We start from the raw sequence: 14673 nt of genomic DNA on the forward strand, positions 1-14673 counted from the left end.
GAAGGCATATACTCTCCGAAAGGGATGAGTAAAAATTATCATGGAGCGATAATGTATTACGGTAATGAAATTATAGGCTTTTTACAGTCCAATAAAATCCTCGCACTGAAGCTCGACCACGCCTTTACAGGCGTCGGTAAGGTGGTATCAAAGAAGGTGGATACAATAAGCGCAGGTGCAAAACGTGCGCTGTATTACACATCCTGCTTTACTGACGAATATCAGGACGTCTGCCAGCAGCAAAAGATCGAAGATATTCGATTTGCTAAAGGGGTATATTATCTTCTGCGACATGAAGATGTTGTATATGAAATGCTTAAGATTTACTTTGAAGAACTCTTCCGATACAGGACCTCAGAACAACTTGAGCATATCAAAAAAATGCTTATGGCAGTGAATGTCCATATAGCCGCCAGCTCACTCACCAACGCCGGATTCACCTTAGCGGCAGCATCGTCCGTCGCCGTTGGTTTGAACCTAAATCTCGAAATCAGCGCACTCTTAGGCAACTGGGCTTCGAGGGGCATCGCGGCTGTTGGCATATATGGCATCATTCAGAAAGCAGCAGAAAGCGCACATCGCCTTCAATTTACTTACCCTGCATTCTACGCTGCGCTCTATGCTCGAGAGTTGGAAATGATTTACTTCCTGACAGAGCCATTGTTTGAAAGAGCGGGTGCGCTTAAAGCAAGGTGGGCGTCGGATGATGACATTAAAGATATCATTATCAACATGATTAGATAGCCATGATGAATCTTATCCGAAGGTTTTTTAGACGATTGTTCAGGTCATTGTTTTCGATGTACGGCCCCGCAGTGCTAACACTGATTTTTGCCGTCGTTCTGGTGCATTTTTTCCCTGATGGCCCAATATGGCCGGTACCCATATTTCTCCTTTTCATGCTATTTATTTTTGGCCGCTACGTGAAATGGTAACCTACTGAACGTTAGCGCCCTTCAAAATTTATTTATAAGGAAATAACATGTCTGCTCCCGCACATTTGTGGCTTGAAGATGAAAATGGCTCTCCTGTTGTTGGCAGTTGTTTAATTCCACAACGCTTAGGCTCGATCGAATTAAAATCTTTTTCTCATGGTGTAACCATTCCTGTAGAGTCGGGCTGGGGAAAACTTACGGGCACGCGCGTTCATCGGCCTGTCGTAATAGTGAAAGAGTTCGATCAGACAACGCCACTCCTTTATCGCGCTGTATGTGAAGGTCGCACACTGAAAAAAGCCCTGGTCAGGATGTACCGAATTTTAGAATCAGGCATTGAGTCTGAATATTTCAATATCATCATGGAAAACGTCAAAATTACCACGGTTTCGCCTTATCTTGCCCCTAACGGCATAAGTAGCACCCACCTTGAAACGCTTGAAGTGCGTTATGAGGCAATCACCTGGACGTTTACGGAAGGAAATATTATCTACCGCGACGCATGGAACGATCGCGTCTGTGCCTGACGACGGCGGGCATCGGTAGAGGCCATCCTTTAAAGAAGAGGGTACTGAAAAAATCACCGTTCGGAAATTTCAGCGGTTCCGGTATAACACTCTCTGTCGTGTGCTGGCCACGTCACAGCACAATCGCGACCAGCACCGCCAACAGCAGGGCAATATAAACGCGGGCGTGCAGGGCATCCGGTACGGCCGGAACAACGCGGCGGATAAACAGAATGCCCAGCCAGCCTGCCAGCGTCAGCAGCGCCAGGATTTTCAGATTGATAAAGCCGAGGTAGCCGGGGGCCTTGACCGCCTGTAGCCCGCTTACGATATAGACAGCCGCGCCGCAAACGGCAACGGGCAGGGAGAGCGGATTCGCCGCGCTTACGCAGTCGCGCATTGTGTAGCCATGTCGCCTGAGCAGCGGTACGGTCATCACGCTGCCGCCCACGCCAAGCAGTGCCGCCACCAGGCCGATCGCCACCCCGCCGACGCCAGAGGTTAAGGCCGAAAGCCTGCGCCGGGTGGGGCGGAGTAGAAAGCCTTTGCGCATCAGGCAATCTGCCAGGGTAACCAGCATATAAATCATAAACAGCAGCCGGATGGTCCGATCGGCAATCTCTCCGGCAAGCAGCGATCCCATTACAGCCCCTATTGCGATGTACCCTGCCAGCGGAAACAGCATGGCGGCTGACAGCCTGCCCGCCCGCCAGTTCTGCCAGCTTGCCCAGCCGGCGTTAAATATCATCACCGCCGTGGAGGTCGCGACGGCAATATGCATGGCGCTGTCGGACAGGTCGGGCTGGCGCACCAGCATCTGATAGATAAAAGGCACCACCACAAAGCCGCCGCCAAAGCCAAAAAGCACCGTGGTGATGCCGGTGGCAAAACCCGCGAGTAAAATCGTTATTAACTCCGCCATTCATTTATTCCATCAGATGCGTTAAGCGACGATCCTAACGTGGGAACCTGGCGCTTCCCATTTCTGCGGCGCTCATTTACCCTTGCGAATCGGTCAGGCTGGGTGGTGACGGTGTAGATGCGTAACGTGCATATTGATGATTATGATGCGCTCGCCCGCGAAGTGGTGGCGGTGGGTAACGACTATCCGGAGGGGTATCGGCTTCCCACGCACCGCCACCGGCGGGCGCAGCTTTTATATGGCGCTACCGGGCTGATGGAAGTCACCACGGATATGGGGCGCTGGACCGTGCCGCCGCAGCATGCGGTATGGATCCCGCCGCAGATGGCGCACAGCGTGAAGTTTACCGGCGTTTCAACGCGCAGCCTCTATATCGAACCCGCCAGCGCCAGCAGACTGAACGGCGGGGAGGCGTGCAAAATTATCAGCGTGTCGCCGCTGCTGAGGCAGCTACTGATTGAGGCGGTAATGCTGGATCCGCTCTACGACTCGCCGCGCGATCGCCTGCTGATCTCGCTGCTGCTGGAAGAGCTGGCACTGATGCCCTGCCGCCAGTTTGATATCCCCTTGCCACGTGAGGAAAAGCTGTTGAAGCGGTGTCAGGCCTTTCTGGCCGCGCCGGATATCCACGATGCGGCGGATGACTGGGCCGCCATGCTGTTTATGAGCCAGAGCACCTTCCGGCGCTACTTCCTTAAGCAGACGGGGATGTCGTTTATGGCCTGGCGGCAGCGGGCCTGTGTGGTTGTCGCGCTCAGCAGGCTGGTGGAGGGAACGCCGGTATCCGGGGTGGCGCTGGCGCTGGGCTACGACAGCGGATCGTCGTTTTCCACCATGTTCCGCCGGGTTACCGGCCAGCCGCCTTCGTTTTACCTGCCTGGCGGTCAGCTGGCGCGTACAGAACACCCGCTCAGAGGGTAAAGGTATCCGCATCGCGCCACGCCGGAAAGCGCTCGCGATAGTCGCTCAGCGTTTCCATAGACAGTTCAGCATTTAACACGGCGGGCTGATGCGGCTCGCCCGCCGCCAGGATCTCACCCTGCGGGCTGATAATTCGGCTGTCGCCGCTGTAGTGATGGTGGTTGCCGTCGCTGCCCACGCGGTTGCACCCGGCGATGTACGCCTGATTCTCAATGGCGCGGGCCAGCAGCAGCGCCTGCCAGTGGGCGGCGCGCGCTTCGGGCCAGTTAGCCACGTAAAGCGCCAGATCGTAATCATTGCGACTGCGTGAGAACACCGGGAAACGCAGGTCATAGCAGACCTGCGGCAGGATCCGCCAGCCGCGCCACTCGATTATCTCCCGACGGTCGCCCGCCAGGTAATGATGATGCTCATCGGCCATGCGGAACAGATGTCGCTTATCATAGCGATGCACCTTACCGCCCGGCTCCACCAGCAGAAAACGGTTAACCGCGCCTTTTGCGGTCTGAATGGCAGCACTGCCCCCGACCAGCGCCCCGGTGGCCTTCGCTTTCTCATGCAGCCAGTCTGTCACCCGCGCTTCCGGCAGGGAGCTTTTCGCCGCCTCCATGGCAAACCCGGTGGTAAACATCTCCGGCAGCACAATCAGATCGCGCCCCTTCAGGTCGGCCAGCAGCGTATCGAAAAAGCGCAGGTTGGCTTCGCCATCCATCCAGACCAGCGGCTGCTGGAGAACGGTCAGATTTAAAGTTGACACAGGCGCTCCGCGGCAGCATCCAGCGTGGCTTCCTGTTTGGCAAAGCACAGGCGGATCAGTTTATAAGGGAAAGGTCCGGCGCAGAATACCGACAGCGGAATAGCCGCCACGCCCACCTCTTTCGTGAGCCACTGGCAGAACGCCACGTCATCCAGATCGGAAATGGCGCTGTAGTCGGCCAGCAGAAAGTAGGTTCCTTCGCAGGGCAGCACCTTCAGGCGGCTTGGTTCCAGCGCCTGAATAAAGCGGTCGCGTCGGGCACGATAAAATTCGGGCAGTTCGCGATAGTGTTCCGGCTCGGCATTCAGCATATCGGCCAGCGCCAGCTGGGCCGGCGTATTTACCGCAAAGGTCAGATACTGATGTACCTTGCGCACCTCAGCCGACAGCGCGGGCGGCGCTATGCAGTAGCCCACCTTCCAGCCGGTCATATGGTAGGTTTTCCCGAACGAAGAGACGGCGATAGCGCGCTCGCGCAGCGGAGCATGGGCCAGCACGCTGGCGTGGCCCGCCTCCGCGAAGCAGATATGCTCATACACTTCATCGCTTAACACGTAAATTTCCTGTCCGCGAATGGCCTGCCACAGGGATTCAAAATCGCTTTTCTGCCAGACGGTGGCAGAGGGATTGTGCGGCGTATTCAGAATAACCAGTCGGGTACGCGGCGAGAGCAGGGCGGCAAACGCCGACCAGTCGACGTGAAACCCCGGCGGCTGGAGAGTCACGCGCCGCATGATGCCCCCCGCGAGGGTGACGGCAGGCGCATAGCTGTCATAGCTGGGATCGAAGCAGATAACCTCATCACCCGGCCGCACCAGGGCGGTAATGGCGGCGAAGAGCGCCTCGGTAGCACCGGCGGTGACTGTGATTTCGCTGTTACTGTCGGGCTGGTGGCCGTAAAGCGCCGCTGTTTTCGCGGCAATGGCCTCGCGCAGCGGCTGCACGCCGGTCATGGGCGCATACTGATTTGCGCCCGCGCTGACGTGGTGGGCCAGACGCGCTTTCAGGTAGTCCGGCCCGTCGAAATCGGGAAAGCCCTGAGAAAGGTTAATGGCGTTGTGCTGCTGCGCCAGCGCGCTCATCTGCGAGAAAATAGTGGTGCCCAGAGCGGGAAGCTTGCTCTGCGGTGTCAGTGACGTCTGGCTCATTATCGGTAACCCTTGCGAAACGCTTATCCCGGACTGGCACCCTGTGACTGTTGCGGCAGAGTGAAATCCGTTGGGAATTAATGATGTGTTTGAGGTGTCTTGCTGCCACTATAGCCTCGATGTTAATATTTGGCAATCGAGACGCTTAGACGTCTAAACGCTAACGTTATGCTCGCCGATCCGGCAGAGAAAAGGAAACCTATGACCCTCACTCCGCAGTTAGATCAGCTGGTGGCCGCCTGCCACTGGATCGGTGCCAGGGGCTGGGCACCGGCCACCGGCGGCAATATGTCGATACGTCAGGATGCTGAGTTTTGCCTGTTAAGCGCGTCCGGCAAAGATAAAGGCGCGCTGACCCGCGATGACTTTATTCAGGTTGAAATTGCCAGCAATCTCGTCCCCTCTGGCCGAAAGCCGTCGGCAGAGACCGGGCTGCACACGCTGATTTACCGGCTGTTTCCCGATGCGGGCGCGGTACTGCATACCCACACCGTTAATTCGACCGTCCTCTCACGTATTGCGAAGGGGGCCGCATTAGAATTGCAGGGCTATGAAATGCAGAAAACGCTGGCCGGACAGACCTCGCATCTTGATCGGGTGTCGGTTGCACTGTTCGATAACGATCAGGATATTGATGCCCTGGCGGGCCGTATTGACCAGTACGCTCAGCATCAGCCGCTGCGCTATGGTTTTCTGCTGCGGGGACACGGGCTGACGTGCTGGGGACGGGACGTCAGTGAGGCAAGACGCCATCTTGAAGGGCTGGAGTTTCTCTTCCAGTGCGAACTACAACGTCGGCTATTGGAGGCCAAATGATCCGCGCAATTGTTACCGATATTGAAGGAACCACCAGCGATATTCGTTTTGTTCATGATGTGCTTTTCCCCTACGCGCGGGAAAACCTCGCGGCCTTTATTGCCGCCTTTCAGCATCGTGATGAGGTGGCCCAGGTGCTGAACGATCTGCGCGATGAGATAGCCCAGCCGCAGGCCACCACGGAAGATTTGATTACCGTGCTGTTCGCATTTATGGACGAGGATCGCAAGTCCACCGCGCTGAAAGCGCTCCAGGGCATGATCTGGCGCGACGGCTATGTTAACGGCAGCTTTACGGGTCATCTCTATGCGGATGTCCTGCCCGCGCTGGAAAAGTGGCGACAGCAGGCGATTGATCTCTATGTATATTCCTCAGGCTCAGTCGCTGCGCAAAAATTGTTATTTGGCTACAGCGACGAGGGTGATATTACTGGACTGTTCAGCGGCTACTTTGACACCCACGTGGGAGCCAAGCGCGATACGCTCTCCTATCGCAATATCGCCGATGAGACCGGCTTACAGCCGCACGAACACCTGTTTTTATCCGATATTCATCAGGAGCTGGATGCCGCGCAAGACGCGGGCTGGCAGACCTTACAGCTGGTGCGTGACGGGGCAGACACACAGAGTCGGCACCGTCAGGTAAACCGTTTTGATCAGATTAACCTGGAGTCGTTTTCACTATGAGTGCACTGACCCTGTTTACCGACAGCGAAGCCACCAGGCCGGTGTGGCACAGCACCGATGCTGACGAAATCCGCCAGCAGCTAAATGCAAAAGGCGTGCGCTTTGAGCGCTGGGAAGCGGATCGCGATCTGGGTGAAAACCCCGATGCTGACACGGTGATTAACGCGTATCAGCATGCGATTGACCGGCTGGTGGCGGAGAAAGGCTACCAGAGCTGGGACGTTATCAGCATGCGTGCCGATAACCCGCAGAGGGAGGTGCTGCGCACGAAGTTCCTGTCTGAGCATACGCACGGTGAAGATGAGGTGCGTTTCTTTGTGGAGGGCGCGGGTCTGTTCTGCCTGCATCTGGATGGACATATTTATCAGATCCTCTGCGAGAAGAACGATCTGATTTCCGTTCCGGCAGGCACGCCGCACTGGTTTGATATGGGCTCGTCACCCCACTTTACCGCTATCCGCATTTTCGATAATCAGGAAGGCTGGATTGCCAACTTTACCGGCGACGCGATAGCGGATGCTTATCCGCGCCTGCCGTAGAAAGCACCTGCGGCAACCTCTGCCGGGGTGACCACGCCGGTATCCAGCACCCAGCCGCTAATCAGGGCGGCGGGCGTGACGTCAAAGGCGGGGTTATAAACCCGGGCGTTTTCCGGGGCCCACTGCACGTCACCAAAGCTGCCCGCCACGCCGATGACTTCGCTGGCGGCGCGCTGCTCAATAGGGATAGCGTTACCGTCCGGGCAGCTGCTGTCGAGCGTCGTGTGCGGGGCGGCAACGTAAAAGGGAATGCGGTGATAGTGAGCCAGCACCGCCAGGCTGTAGGTGCCAATTTTATTGGCGACGTCGCCGTTGGCCGCAATGCGATCGGCACCGACCCAAATGGCGTCAACCTGCTGCTGCGCCATCAGGCTGGCGGCCATGCTGTCGCAAATCAGCTGGTAGGGCACACCCAGTTCGCCCAGCTCCCAGGCCGTCAGGCGTCCACCCTGAAGTAGCGGGCGGGTTTCGTCCACCCAGACGTTTTCGACATTGCCCTGCTGCCAGCCGCGCGCAATGACCCCCAGCGCGGTGCCCACACCGGCAGTCGCCAGCCCGCCGGTATTGCAGTGGGTCAGCAGGCGGCTGCCCGGTTTGATAAGCGCAGCCCCCGCCGTCGCAATACTGTCGCACAGCGCCTTATCCTCCCCGACCAGGCGCAGGGCTTCCCTGCTGAGCGCGGCGGCTACGTTGTCCGGTGCCTGAGCCAGTACCTGCTTCATGCGGTCGAGATTATTCATCAGATTGACGGCGGTGGGGCGGGCGGCCCGCAACACCTCCAGCGCCGCCGCCAGTTCGGCTTTTGGCAACCCGTTCTCCGCCAGCAGCGCCAGCAGCAGGCTGGCAGAAAGGCCAATGAGCGGCGCACCACGCACCCGCAGGGCTTTGATATGACCCACCAGCGAGGCCACATCAGGCGTCGGGCACCAGTTTTTTTGCTGCGGAAGCGCCTGCTGATCGAGGATCCAAAGCTGATTGTCACGAACTTGTAAGCTGGTTGTGCTCAGTGTCTGCATGAGAAGTAAAATCCTGGTTGCGTCGTCAGGCGATATTGTGCCAACATGCCTGACGGATGTATAGACGTCTGCACGGCTTGTTTGCAACAAATTAACGTCACGCGAACGTTTCTGTGAGGCAGCGGGCAGACAGCAATGGGCTAATGAGGGTGAGTTGATGTCGCAATATCGTACTTTCACTGCAGCGGATGCCGTGGAATATGCCCGCCAGTATGGCGGTGTTGAAAATCCGGACAGTCTGGTTGAGTCGCAGGAGATCGGTGACGGCAACCTTAATCTGGTATTTAAGATATTCGACCGCGACGGCAACAGCCGGGTCATTGTCAAGCAGGCGCTACCCTATGTGCGCTGCGTGGGTGAATCCTGGCCGCTGACGCTCGATCGCGCGCGCATTGAAGCCGAGGTATTGCAGATCCACGGTCAGTATTGCCCGGAATATACGGTGAAGATCCTGCATCACGATCCCGAGCTGGCGGTGATGGTGATGGAAGATCTCTCCCACCTGGCGATCTGGCGCGGCGAGCAGGTTAGGGGGCGGGACTATCCGCAGGCATCCGCGCAGCTTGGTGAATATCTGGCGCAGACGCTGTTTCATACCTCTGACTTCTACCAGCATCCGTATCAGAAAAAAGCGGAGGTGATTCGCTTTACCAATCCCGAGCTGTGCGACATTACCGAAGAGCTGTTTTTCAACGAGCCGTACGAAGTGCATGAGCGTAACGGCTATCCGCGCGCCCTGGAGCCGCTGGCCGCCTCGCTGCGGGATGACGACGAGCTTCGTCTCAAGGTGGCGGCGCTTAAGCACCGCTTTTTCTCTCATGCTGAAGCGCTGCTCCACGGCGATGTCCATAGTGGTTCAATCTTCGTGGGTGACAATACGCTGAAGCTGATTGATGCAGAGTTTGGCTACTACGGCCCGATCGGGTTTGACGTGGGTAGCGCGCTCGGCAATCTGCTGATTAACTACTGTGCGCTCCCGGGGCTGCTGGCCCCCCGAGAGGCGGCAGACGCCCGCGAGAAACGCCTGAACGACGTACGTGTCACCTGGCAAAGCTTTGCGGATCGCTTCCTGACGCTGACCGCTGAGAAATCGCGCGATCGCGCGCTGGCCTGGCCGGGCTACGGCGCGGCCTTTTTACGTAAGGTGTGGTGCGATACCCTGGGATACTGCGGTACCGAGCTTATCCGCCGTACGGTAGGGATGTCGCAGGTGGCTGACATCAAAACGATTGAAGATGAGGTGATGAAGGTGGAGTGCGTACGCCAGGCGATCGCGCTGGGCAGAACGCTGATTCTGGCCGCGGATCATGTGGAGAATATCGACGCGCTGATCGCTCGCGTGCGGCAGAACGGTTGAGATACTGACGACTGGCGTGAGGCAGGACGGTTAACGCTGTACAGCTTTCTCTTTGGCGGGGTATGGGTTTCCGTTAACGCTGAACGCTTCCCACCGGCGGTTATTGGCCCGGTGGATTTTCAGCTTTCGTTCGTCGCTATCCTCCCCCTTCAGCCGCTGATTTGCGTTGAAGGGGAAGGGAGGTTGAGTCAATAACGTCAGGCTATGGCCGTTTTTCTTGCATCATCAGGTATCTTTTGCAATGTAGCCTGCTCCTGCTCCTGCTCCTGCTCCTGCTCCTGCTCCTGCTCCTGATCCTGCTCCTGCTCCTCAGACGCAGATGGAGGCTGAGGCCCGGACGCCCTGCTAAGCGGCTGGGTCGCCAGCGCATCGGCCTCAAACTCATCAACGTTAATCGAGCGCAGGCGGCTGGCTTCGGCGCGGGTCAGGATGGCGGCTTCCTCTTCATTCAGCCACTGCTGCTCCAGCCCCTGCTTCGCCAGCGCGTCCAGGCGGGTAAAGGGCAGGTTTTTTTTCTGCTCTTTGCACAGGCGGTCGTGAATGATTTCGGCTGCCATTATGTCCAGCAGGGCCTCTTCCAGCTGTCCGGCCGGATTATGCTCTGACGCGGTCAGATACTGGCCGCGACCAATGCGGCTGCGGGTCGCGGACGGCACCTGAAGGATGCGCGCCAGCTGGTGATCCAGCCGGTCTGACGGCGGCAGGCAGCGGCGGCCCAGCGGGAATATCGTCAGGCGAAGCAGACCCGCGACGGCGCGGTTAGGAAAGTTCCTTAACAGCGCGTCCGTAGCGTCTTCCGCCTGCTTTAACGCATCCTGCACGCCCCAGTGCAGCAGCGGCAGATCGGCCTTATTGCGGCCTTCATCTTCAAAGCGTTTGAGTGCCGCAGAGGCGAGATAAAGCTGGCTGAGCACGTCGCCCAGACGGGCAGAGATGCGCTCACGTCGCTTCAGGCTGCCGCCCATTACCGACATCGAGACATCGGCAAGCAGCGCCATATTGGCACTCACGCGGTTAAGGTGCTGATAGTAGCGGCGGGTGGCATCGCGGGTTGGCGCGCGGCTGGTGCGTCCGCCGGTAATACCCAGCCACAGGCTGCGCACGGCGCAGCTGCCGACGTGACCGATATGGCTGAACAGCGCGCGGTCAAAAGTAGCGAGGTCGTGATTTTGTGCCGCCGCCATTTCGGTCAGCACATACGGATGGCAGCGAATCGCCCCCTGGCCGAAGATAATCATGCTGCGGGTGAGGATATTTGCCCCTTCCACGGTGATGGCCACCGGCGCACCCTGATAGGCACGGGCAATGAAGTTGCCCTTGCCGAGCATAATCCCTTTGCCACCGGCGATATCCATCGCATCAATAATCGCCCGCTGCCCGCGATGGGTGCAGTGGTATTTAACAATGGCGGAGAGCACCGCCGGTTTTTCACCCAGCACAATACCGTAGGTGATCAGCGAAGCGGCGGCATCCATCATCCAGGCATTACCGGCGATACGCGCCAGCGGCTCTTCAATACCTTCCATTTTGCCTATCGGCAGGCGGAACTGGCGGCGAATATGGGCGTAGGCCCCGATAGCCATTGCAATGCTTTTCAGGCTGCCCGTTGAGTTGGAGGGGAGGGTGATACCGCGTCCCACCGAGAGACACTCGACCAGCATCCGCCAGCCCTGCCCGGCCATCTTCGGCCCGCCGATAATGGTATCAATGGGAACAAAAATATCCTTGCCGCGCGTCGGGCCGTTCTGGAAAGGCACGTTGAGCGGGAAGTGACGTTGACCGATCTCCACGCCCGGCGTATGGGTAGGGATCAGCGCGCAGGTAATACCCAGCGACTCGGTATCGCCCAGCAGATGATCGGGATCGTAAAGCTTAAACGCCAGCCCCAGCACTGTCGCAATCGGCGCGAGGGTAATGTAGCGCTTATTCCAGCTGAGGCGCATACCCAATACCTGCTGTCCCTGCCAGTCACCCATGCAGACAACGCCGGTGTCGGGAATGGCACCGGCATCGGAACCTGCTTCCGGGCTGGTCAGGGCAAAACAGGGGATCTCCTCTCCGCGGGCCAGACGCGGCAGATAGTGATTTTTCTGCGCATCAGTGCCGTAATGCTGAAGCAGCTCGCCGGGACCAAGCGAATTGGGCACGCCCACGGTGATCGCCAGAATGCCGGAGACGCCCGCCAGCTTCTGCAATACCAGCGCCTGGGCGTAAGCGGAAAATTGCAGGCCGCCGTACTCTTTCCTGATGATCATCGCGAAGAAGCGGTGCTCTTTCAGAAAGGCCCACAGCTCGGGCGGCAAATCGGCCATTTCATGGGTAATCGCGAAGTCGTTTGCCATACGGCAGGCTTCCTCTACCGGCCCGGCCAGAAAAGCCTGTTCATCGGCGGTGAGGCGCGGCTGCGGGTAGTCGTGCAGCTTCTGCCAGTTGGGATTGCCGCGAAATAGCTCGCCTTCCCACCAGGTGGTGCCCGCCTCAATCGCCTCTTTTTCGGTACGCGACATCGGTGGCATCACCTTTTGAAAGGTGCGCAGCATCGGCTTAGAGAACATCGCCCGCCTTACGGGCAGCAGGTTTAATGGCAGCAGAATCACCGCCAGCGGAATTAGCAGCCATGGCGTCCAGACGCCACCTGCGGCCCAGGCAATGCACCATACCAGCAGGGCGAGACTGCTTAACGGCAGGTTTACGCGATGATAAAACAGGGCGGCAATCAGGACGATCGTCGCAAGGCAGCTAAGAGCCAGCATAAAATTTCTCCAGAAGTAAGAGGTCTGACCTGTTAGGAGTATATGTAGTTGAGATGGTTTTTATTAGCAATCTGGTTACATAATAATTACAACCTGGCTCACACTCCGCGTGTATCACGCGTGAAACGTCTGGACCGGCAGGAAGGGTGCTGTTCCCCCCTCCTGCAAGTTGATAAACTGGCGGCGACCTCACTTAAAAGGATCTCTCTATGTATCAGGACATCATTCGTGCAGAACTCAATGAAGCCGCCGAAACGCTCACCCATTTCCTGAGCGATGACGCCAATATCCATGCCATTCAGCGCGCGGCCGTGCTGCTGGCAGATGCATTTAAAGCGGGGGGCAAAGTCCTTTCCTGTGGCAACGGCGGATCGCACTGCGATGCGATGCACTTTGCTGAGGAGCTGACCGGACGCTACCGGGAAAACCGTCCGGGCTATCCGGCCATTGCCATCTCGGACGTCAGCCATATCTCCTGCGTCAGCAATGACTTCGGCTACGACTATGTCTTCTCACGCTACGTTGAGGCGGTAGGCCGCACGGGCGACGTGCTGTTTGGTATCTCAACCTCGGGTAATTCGGCCAACGTCCTGAAGGCGATTGACGCCGCGCGTGCGCAGGGCATGAAGGTGATCATCCTGACCGGCAAAGATGGCGGCAAGATGGATGGCCTGGCTGACGTAGAGATCCGCGTGCCGCACTTCGGCTATGCCGATCGCATTCAGGAGATCCACATCAAGGTTATTCATATCCTGATCCTGCTGATTGAAAAAGAGATGGCGAAGTAACCCTTTCCCGGCCCTGGTAGCAGGGCCTTACTGCGAGGTAGTCGCTATGTGTGAACTGCTCGGGATGAGCGCCAACGTTCCTACGGACATCTGTTTCAGCTTTACCGGTCTTGTCCAGCGCGGTGGGGGAACCGGTCCGCACAAGGATGGCTGGGGAATTACCTTTTATGAAGGAAAAGGCTGTCGCACATTCAAGGATCCCCAACCCAGCTTTAATTCGCCTGTCGCACGGCTGGTGCAGGAGTATCCGATTAAATCGCATTCCGTGGTGGCGCACATTCGCCAGGCGAACCGGGGTGAGGTGGCGCTGGAAAATACGCATCCCTTTACCCGCGAGCTGTGGGGCCGCAACTGGACCTATGCGCATAATGGGCAGCTGAAAGGCTACCGGACGCTGGATACCGGTCCCTTTCGGGCGGTCGGCGAGACCGACAGCGAGCAGGCATTTTGCTGGCTGCTGCACAAGCTGACCACGCGCTATCCGCGCACGCCGGGCAACTGGCCTGCGGTATTTCGCTATATTGCCGAACTGGCGACGGAGCTGCGGAAAAAGGGCGTATTCAATATGCTGCTGTCGGATGGCCGCTATCTGATGGCTTTCTGCTCGACGAATCTGTTCTGGATAACCCGTCGGGCACCGTTTGGCAAGGCGACGCTGCTGGATCAGGACGTTGAGATTGATTTTCAGAAGCAGACCACGCCGAATGACGTGGTCACGGTGATCGCTACCCAGCCCCTGACGGGCAATGAAACCTGGCACAAAATTGCGCCAGGCGACTGGGCGCTATTTTGTCTGGGTGAGCGCCAGCGTTGAACCGGTAGCCGGGGCGCTGAGCAGTGACCCCGGGCTATTCAGCACATAGTGACCGTCGCTGACGCTGACCGAAGGCGGCAGGTGGGTCTGTACAAACTGGGCGTAGCCCGGTTGCAGCTGCTGCCAGAAGCTGTAGTACACCGAGTTACGGTGACGCTGCATATTGCTTTCGGTCATGCGGAACGGATAGATGCTTAATTCGATACGTGGCTGACCGTTACGCAGCGCGGCTTCCACAAAACGATAGATATCCTGAATATTGGTATCGGTCATCGCATAACAGCCGATAGACACGCAGCTGCCGTGGATCATCAGATATTTCCCCTCATATCCCTGCTGACGATCGTAGGCGTTGGGGAAGCCGACGTTAATCGCCCGATAAAAGCGGCTGTCAGGTTTTAACTGGGAAAGCCCGACGCTGTAAAACCCTTCCGGACTTTTAAAATCTCCCTGACGGCGCTTAGGCCCCAGGCCACCAGAGAAATTACAAATTCGATAGCTGTCTATTAAACGATAATCGTTGCCAATTTTGCCATAAAGCTCAAGCGTGCGTTCTTCTTTGAATATTTGAATATACACAGGCGTGCCAATTAGCTGTTTCTTTAATTCTTTGCTTACCGGTGCCAGCGGCAGTACCGGGGTGGTGGGTACGCTGGCGAAAACAACGGCTGGCAGAAAAAACATCGCAAAAAGGAGTGCGATTTTGCCCATTCTG

The 14673-nt window shown here is 57.5% G+C and carries 15 protein-coding genes and 1 pseudogene; 10 read left to right on the forward strand and 6 right to left on the reverse strand.

Translation table 11 applies throughout. The annotated features are described in order from the left end of the window. Positions 1-51 precede the first annotated feature (51 nt). From AAGR22_RS05525 to tssD, 3 genes are read left to right on the forward strand one after another with little or no spacing between them, the layout of a single operon-like run. Positions 52-744, forward strand: coding sequence for a hypothetical protein (locus AAGR22_RS05525; protein ID WP_345831552.1), 693 nt, complete (start codon positions 52-54; stop codon positions 742-744). A 2-nt stretch (positions 745-746) separates the two neighbouring features. Then, positions 747-935 (forward strand): hypothetical protein, encoded by a 189-nt coding sequence (locus tag AAGR22_RS05530; protein WP_345830810.1) that lies wholly within the window; start codon positions 747-749, stop codon positions 933-935. Positions 936-982: 47 nt separating this feature from the next. Continuing rightward, on the forward strand, positions 983-1462 hold the full coding sequence (gene tssD / locus AAGR22_RS05535) for a type VI secretion system tube protein TssD (protein ID WP_345830812.1): 480 nt from the start codon (positions 983-985) through the stop codon (positions 1460-1462). Positions 1463-1574: 112 nt separating this feature from the next. Here the strand turns inward: tssD and AAGR22_RS05540 are convergent, their stop codons facing one another. Next, positions 1575-2363 (reverse strand): sulfite exporter TauE/SafE family protein, encoded by a 789-nt coding sequence (locus tag AAGR22_RS05540; RefSeq protein WP_345830814.1) that lies wholly within the window; start codon positions 2361-2363, stop codon positions 1575-1577. A gap of 117 nt (positions 2364-2480) precedes the next feature. Here AAGR22_RS05540 and AAGR22_RS05545 point away from each other — a divergent pair, with 117 nt between their 5' ends. Further along, positions 2481-3284 carry a helix-turn-helix transcriptional regulator gene (locus AAGR22_RS05545; protein ID WP_345830815.1) on the forward strand — a complete coding sequence of 268 codons (804 nt, stop codon included), beginning with the start codon at positions 2481-2483 and terminating at the stop codon, positions 3282-3284. On the opposite strand, the gene AAGR22_RS05550 is transcribed toward AAGR22_RS05545, so the two are convergent. Further along, on the reverse strand, positions 3274-4041 hold the full coding sequence (locus tag AAGR22_RS05550) for an amidohydrolase (protein WP_345830817.1): 768 nt from the start codon (positions 4039-4041) through the stop codon (positions 3274-3276). The two genes, AAGR22_RS05545 and AAGR22_RS05550, sit on opposite strands and share 11 nt — an antisense overlap. Next, positions 4029-5189, reverse strand: coding sequence for a pyridoxal phosphate-dependent aminotransferase (locus AAGR22_RS05555; RefSeq protein ID WP_345830819.1), 1161 nt, complete (start codon positions 5187-5189; stop codon positions 4029-4031). Before AAGR22_RS05555 ends, AAGR22_RS05550 begins: the two co-directional genes overlap by 13 nt. A gap of 201 nt (positions 5190-5390) precedes the next feature. On the opposite strand from AAGR22_RS05555, the gene AAGR22_RS05560 reads away from it, so the two are divergent. Genes AAGR22_RS05560 through AAGR22_RS05570 form a run of 3 tightly spaced genes read left to right on the forward strand, consistent with a single transcriptional unit; the run spans position 5391 to position 7230 of the window. Continuing rightward, positions 5391-6005: a methylthioribulose 1-phosphate dehydratase gene (locus AAGR22_RS05560; RefSeq protein ID WP_067704892.1), complete on the forward strand. Its 615-nt coding sequence runs from the start codon at positions 5391-5393 to the stop codon at positions 6003-6005. Further along, positions 6002-6691, forward strand: a complete 690-nt coding sequence (gene mtnC / locus AAGR22_RS05565; protein ID WP_345830821.1) for an acireductone synthase — start codon at positions 6002-6004, stop codon at positions 6689-6691. The genes AAGR22_RS05560 and mtnC overlap by 4 nt, the downstream gene beginning before the upstream one ends. Beyond that, on the forward strand, positions 6688-7230 hold the full coding sequence (locus tag AAGR22_RS05570; RefSeq protein WP_067704896.1) for an acireductone dioxygenase: 543 nt from the start codon (positions 6688-6690) through the stop codon (positions 7228-7230). Before mtnC ends, AAGR22_RS05570 begins: the two co-directional genes overlap by 4 nt. On the opposite strand, the gene mtnA is transcribed toward AAGR22_RS05570, so the two are convergent. After that, on the reverse strand, positions 7212-8246 hold the full coding sequence (mtnA, locus tag AAGR22_RS05575) for an S-methyl-5-thioribose-1-phosphate isomerase (RefSeq protein ID WP_345830824.1): 1035 nt from the start codon (positions 8244-8246) through the stop codon (positions 7212-7214). The two genes, AAGR22_RS05570 and mtnA, sit on opposite strands and share 19 nt — an antisense overlap. Before the next feature lie 157 nt (positions 8247-8403). Between mtnA and mtnK the strand changes: the two genes are divergently transcribed. Beyond that, complete coding sequence (gene mtnK / locus AAGR22_RS05580) at positions 8404-9603, forward strand: S-methyl-5-thioribose kinase (RefSeq protein WP_067704901.1); 1200 nt, start codon at positions 8404-8406, stop codon at positions 9601-9603. 347 nt (positions 9604-9950) lie between these two features. Here the strand turns inward: mtnK and fadE are convergent. After that, a pseudogene (fadE, locus tag AAGR22_RS05585) lies at positions 9951-12356 on the reverse strand (acyl-CoA dehydrogenase FadE); the annotation flags it as partial. Positions 12357-12565: 209 nt separating this feature from the next. Here fadE and lpcA point away from each other — a divergent pair. Both lpcA and AAGR22_RS05595 read left to right on the forward strand, forming a co-directional pair. Beyond that, positions 12566-13144, forward strand: a complete 579-nt coding sequence (gene lpcA, locus AAGR22_RS05590) for a D-sedoheptulose 7-phosphate isomerase (protein WP_345830825.1) — start codon at positions 12566-12568, stop codon at positions 13142-13144. Positions 13145-13190: 46 nt separating this feature from the next. Further along, on the forward strand, positions 13191-13958 hold the full coding sequence (locus tag AAGR22_RS05595) for a class II glutamine amidotransferase (protein ID WP_067704905.1): 768 nt from the start codon (positions 13191-13193) through the stop codon (positions 13956-13958). On the opposite strand, the gene dpaA is transcribed toward AAGR22_RS05595, so the two are convergent. Beyond that, the gene (gene dpaA, locus AAGR22_RS05600; RefSeq protein WP_067704908.1) at positions 13929-14669 is read right to left on the reverse strand and encodes a peptidoglycan meso-diaminopimelic acid protein amidase; all 741 of its coding nucleotides are present in this window, start codon (positions 14667-14669) and stop codon (positions 13929-13931) included. The genes AAGR22_RS05595 and dpaA overlap by 30 nt on opposite strands. Positions 14670-14673: the final 4 nt, after the last annotated feature.

Source organism: Erwinia sp. HDF1-3R (genome assembly GCF_039621855.1).
Classification (GTDB): Bacteria; Pseudomonadota; Gammaproteobacteria; order Enterobacterales; family Enterobacteriaceae; genus Erwinia.